The sequence below is a fragment of the Empedobacter sp. UBA6745 genome (genome assembly GCF_002453775.1).
GTDB lineage: Bacteria > Bacteroidota > Bacteroidia > Flavobacteriales > Weeksellaceae > Empedobacter > Empedobacter falsenii_C.
In genome coordinates this window covers 1-4,727 of sequence record NZ_DKHL01000054.1, presented here as the reverse complement: position 1 = coordinate 4,727, position 4,727 = coordinate 1, and the positions used below count along the sequence as shown (strand labels likewise).

The 4,727-nt window shown below is 33.4% G+C and carries 5 protein-coding genes; all 5 read left to right on the top strand.

The genetic code is table 11. The features are described 5' to 3' along the window. Positions 1-370 precede the first annotated feature (370 nt). Positions 371-673 (top strand): helix-turn-helix domain-containing protein, encoded by a 303-nt coding sequence (locus tag B4H69_RS15330; protein WP_115001162.1) that lies wholly within the window; start codon positions 371-373, stop codon positions 671-673. Positions 674-686: 13 nt separating this feature from the next. Next, on the top strand, positions 687-1,892 hold the full coding sequence (locus tag B4H69_RS15325; RefSeq protein ID WP_280050410.1) for a DNA cytosine methyltransferase: 1,206 nt from the start codon (positions 687-689) through the stop codon (positions 1,890-1,892). Further along, complete coding sequence (locus tag B4H69_RS15320; RefSeq protein ID WP_115001166.1) at positions 1,892-3,130, top strand: hypothetical protein; 1,239 nt, start codon at positions 1,892-1,894, stop codon at positions 3,128-3,130. The genes B4H69_RS15325 and B4H69_RS15320 overlap by 1 nt, the downstream gene beginning before the upstream one ends. A gap of 2 nt (positions 3,131-3,132) precedes the next feature. Beyond that, positions 3,133-3,588, top strand: coding sequence for a hypothetical protein (locus tag B4H69_RS15315; protein WP_115001168.1), 456 nt, complete (start codon positions 3,133-3,135; stop codon positions 3,586-3,588). 283 nt (positions 3,589-3,871) lie between these two features. Then, the gene (locus B4H69_RS15310) at positions 3,872-4,711 is read left to right on the top strand and encodes a hypothetical protein (protein ID WP_291094778.1); all 840 of its coding nucleotides are present in this window, start codon (positions 3,872-3,874) and stop codon (positions 4,709-4,711) included. The last annotated feature ends 16 nt before the right edge of the window (positions 4,712-4,727 follow it).

Genomic DNA, 4,727 nt, shown 5'->3' with positions numbered 1-4,727 from the left:
ACTGGAGGTTTAGTTCAACATCGTATTGGCGAAATGGCGGGATAAGGAAGAAATTGAAAGTTTCTCCTTTTTTTTGTCGCAACAGCCTTTTATATTTCCTTTTTTCATAAATTTAGAAAATAATAAAAGGCTGTTGCTTAGGTTAGAGCAAGATTGAAGGTTTAGGCTTTCTAATCCGCCACTATCGCCAATACGCGACCCGTTATCGCTCAGTGTAAAAAGCCAACCGCACAAATGGCACATTTGGTTTTTGCCGACACACGAGCCAACGCTCAAAAAACCAAAAGAGCCATTTTTTTCCAACGCTCGACAACCAAGTGAAAATAATTTATTACTTTTGACCAAATTTAGACAAGTACAAAACAAGACAATGACACTTGGACAAAAAATAAGAGAATTAAGGGAGCAAGCTGGTCTTAAGCAGAGAGAATTAGCTTATCAACTCGGTATTGGAGAAGGTTTTCTAAGTAAAGTTGAGAATGACCAGAAACCCTTAAAAAGAGAAGATTTAACTAAGTTGAATGAACTCTTTAAAACACCAATTGAAGAATTGGAATCTTTGTGGCTAGCTAACAAAGTATATTCTATTGTTAGAGACGAAGAAACCGCATTATCAGCATTAAAAGTTGCTGAAGAGCAAATCACTTACAACACTTTAAGGAATGGAAAATAAAATAATTGATACAATGCCGACAGAAATTTCAGTTGTTGAAGAGCCTCAAATCAACATTTATGGAGAAATTGAACCAGACGTCTTAGAAAAAAGTGTTTGGGATAAATCAGTAAAAGTTGAGGAGAATGGCTACTATTGGAAAAAAGACCCCGTTTTTACCAAAGGTGGAGAAATTCCAAATGACAAACCAATAATTGTAGAATTGTTTTGCGGGTGCGGAGGAACTTCAATGGGATTTGAAATGGCTGGTTTTGAAGTTGTTTTAGGTTGTGATATACACGCCCCATCTATTCAAACATTTAAAGCAAATCATCCAAATTGCTCTACAATTTTAGGTGATGTAAAAAAAGTTGACCCAAATACCATTAAAGAACTTCTAAATGGAAGGCAATTAGATGTAATAATCGCTGGTGTACCTTGTCAAGGTTTTTCCCTGAATAACAGAAAGAGACATCAAGAAGATGATAGAAATTTGATGTATAAGGAATTTGTTAAGTTTATAGAAGTCCTTCAGCCTAAAGTGGTAGTCTTAGAGAATGTTTCAGGTATGAAAAGTACAGGCAATTTTGTAGAAGAAATTGAAAAAGACTTATCAAGAGCAGGTAAAATGAAAGTCAAAAGTAAACTTCTATATGCTCCTGATTATGGCGTTCCTCAAAAAAGAAGCAGATTAATTTTTGTTGGAATAAGAGGCGAAGAATTTGATTTTAATAACATTGAGAAAACCCACGGGCCAGAAACAGGCAATCCTTATGTAACCATCAAAGATGCCATAGGTGATTTACCTGCTTTAAATCCAAAAGAGACAAAGAAAAGATACAAATCAGAGCCTTTTTCAGAATACCAAAAATTAATGAGGATGAATACAAATGGAACAGTTCAATGTCATACTGCACCTAATCATCCTAAAGACACAATTGAGAAAATTAAAAACACAAAACCTGGAGAACCAATGTATCCAAAGTTCAAACAGAGAATACGGTTAGCTTGGGATATTTTAAGTCCAACACAAGTTTCTGGTGGAATAAGACCACAATTCCAATTCGGTCACCCAGAAGATGCTAGAGGTTTAACGATTAGAGAAAGATGTAGAATTCAAAGTTTTCCAGATGATTTTATTGTAAAAGGAGGAATTGTTCAAGGTAGAGTTCAAACAGGAAACGCTGTGCCTCCTTTATTAGCGAAAGCTGTAGCACTTGCAATTAAAAAGTACTTATAATGAACTATAGAATATGGTATAGTACTGAGCCTTTTGCCGATTTTGTTATTGACAATACAGAACTCAGGAATAAAACATACGTCAAGAAAAAAATGTATGAAAGTGATGCAAACAATGCAAAGAACTTTCATACAATGCCTGACCACATAAAGAAAATACTTTATTTGGATGCACCTGATTTAATCGTAGAAATTGACCACGAACCGATTTTTTCTATCGAAGTGTCAACAGAAGCTGGCACAGGACACAATGTGTTTCAACGTTTTGCTAGGTTGGCAGCCTCGGTTGAAAATAATGTGCCATCCTTTTATATATATCCAGAAGCAGTTATTATTCATAGGCAGAATAGTTCGAAATGGGATAAAATTAATCCATTAATTTTTAAAGCATTAGAACACGTAATGTCTATTTATAATATTCCCTCTCTATTTTATTATTTCCCTTCTGACTTTAGAGAGTATGAATATAACCCTATGGATAGTCCTAATTTAAGAGAAAAAGGATTAAAATATGATGGCAACAGAAATTATTCCGGAAGTCCACTTGGTACGGATCAAGAAATGATAAAAATGTTCGCTGCAATAAATGAAATCATTTCAATCAATGAAAGGCACGGGGTTATTAAAGGGCGTGAAAAATTATTGGCGAACAGAGATATAATTGAGAGAAAAGATTTAATGCAAAGTGAATATTCTGGTAAAGACGGTAATTTGTCTATGTCTCCACTTTCTGCAACTCAATTAATTCCAACTTCTTATATATTAAATTATTTATCACAGTACGAAAATGCTGATTATGAAATTGGTGAACTACTAAGAAGTAGAGAAAATACATTGGTTTATCAAGTAGATTCGAGAACATTTAGGTCAGACCCTTATGCTGGTTGTATAGCAGCAATTGATTACCTTAAATGTAGAGAAGGAAAGACATTCGAAGAAAGAAGATATAATTTAATTACCATTTGGGGAAAACTAACTATTGATGAAGAAAATGAAACCATCATTGTATCTACTGAAAATGGAAGCACAATCAAATCGCTTTCTGATTCGGTGAAATCTAGTGAGTCAAAAAATATTTTGACGAAAGATTATGAGGATTTAAGAAGTCACGAAATTCCTAGATACTTTATGCAAATGCGATATGGCTCTACATTTTCAAAAACTAAGGTAGTCAGGATTTTTGCATACTTTGCTGATGCAATTATTTTTCCTGACGGTGCATTATGGAGAGACGCCTAACTATGAGAGAAGAAAGAGTTACAATTAACATATTGAATTGGCTGGAACGTAATGGCTGGAAAATTGTTTGTTATGACTTTCCACAAAGCGGAACAGGGGTTTTACTCCACCCAAATTCAGACGAAAATAGAACTACAAAAAACAAAGGTGGTATAATTCCTGATATTTTAGCAACTAGAAATTCTGTTGCTTTATTTTTTGAAAACAAAGACAGATTTGTGCTATCTGATTTTGAAAAATTGAAGGAAATAAAAACATTAGGAAACTTCTCAAATTCTTTATATGCAATATTATCAGATTTTAATGTAACATCAATTTACTACGGTGTTGGAATACCAGCAATCGAGAAACATATCAAAAAATCTTTGGAAAATATTGACGGTATAGACTTTTTAATTAGCACTCTTGAAAATGGAGAAATTGAGATAAACTTTGACAAAAATGAAGTCCTACGCTAACAGCCACACACATTGCCAAGCCACAAAAGCCAAAGCTCAAACCCAAGCTTGGCAAAGAGTGTGTCTGTCCCAACGCTCGACAAAACCGACAGAAAATCGAACGGACGAAAAAGAACACCGAAGCGATAACAGGCGTTTGGCTCAATGGCGGGTGACTTGGTTAATTGAACATTCTACCTCGCATCAACTTTTGTGGTGTATTGACAGTTTTGTGCTCCGAAATCCGCCACTGCGCCAAGCGCCAAAACGTTAGCAGTAATCTTTACCAAACTATGTACACAAAATGAAAATCATTAATTTTTTTCCAATCTTATTAATCCCTATTTCTTGTATTTCTCAAAATGTTTCAGAAAAATACATCATTGATGATGATGGAATTAGTGTTGAAAAAAATGACAGTAAGAAAAAATATGATGAAATATATAACTCTAACAATGAAATATACAAAATTGGTCGAATTTTCACATTTTCTTACTATTACGAAAACCTCAATGGTAAAAAATTTTTGATTGCAAAAGGAGATGAAATTAAAAAAGAGAATTATAGTATATTCGATTGGAAATTTATAGAAATAGAAAATCAAAATGACGAAACTGTAAATAAAATAAATCTGAAGCCGATTGCTGGAAATCCTTTTCAATCACAAATTGACGATTATAATCAAACTGGAATTTCCTACGAATTTATTATGAACAATGAACGACCATTAACAATGGAAGTTACAGGAGCAATTGAAAACGAAATGAATGTTTGGATTCATCCTCCGAGAAGCAGTTTTTTCCAAATTTTAGAAATAAATCCGTTTCCATATATAAAAGCACCATACAAAATTGGAACAAAATGGAACTGGAAACTCGGAATTGGAGATCATTGGTCCGATAAAAGATGGTTGGAATGGAAAGGAGGAATTGAAAATAATTATGAGTATGAAATCGTAGATAAGAAAAATATTTCTACAAAATTGGGAAATTTAGAATGTTATATTGTAAATGCAAAGGCAAAAAGCAGAATTGGAGAAACCGAATTAATTTCTTATTTCAATCTTAAGTATGGATTTGTAAAATTAGAATATAAAAATATTGACGGAACAAAAACAATTCTCGAACTTGAAAAAGTAGAATAAAAAGACTACAGCTAAT